This window comes from Mesorhizobium sp. WSM4806 (genome assembly GCF_055811635.1).
Window position 1 is genome coordinate 1 of the sequence record NZ_JBVVQZ010000089.1, and the last position, 245, is coordinate 245.

Annotated in this window: 1 pseudogene; it reads left to right on the forward strand. The window is 64.1% G+C overall.

Annotation, left to right across the window (positions count from 1 at the left end):
- Positions 1-161 (forward strand): annotated as a pseudogene (locus AC0L2M_RS34700) (UDP-glucose 6-dehydrogenase); the annotation flags it as partial.
- Positions 162-245 lie beyond the last annotated feature (84 nt).

Sequence of the window (245 nt, forward strand, 5' to 3'; positions counted from 1 at the left end):
TCACCGAATGGGTGCAGTTCCGTGCGCTCGACCTCGACCGGCTCAAGGCGACTATGGCCCAGCCTGTTGTCGTCGACCTGCGCAACATCTACCGTCCCGAAGACATGGCGGCCGCCGGCTTCACCTATGAGAGCGTCGGCCGGCCGCCGGTGCAGGGCTGATCCTCACAAGGGCTGATCCTCACATCCTGTTGTCGACCGGAATCCGTCATGGCCGGGCTTGTCCCGGCCATCCACGTCTTGTTC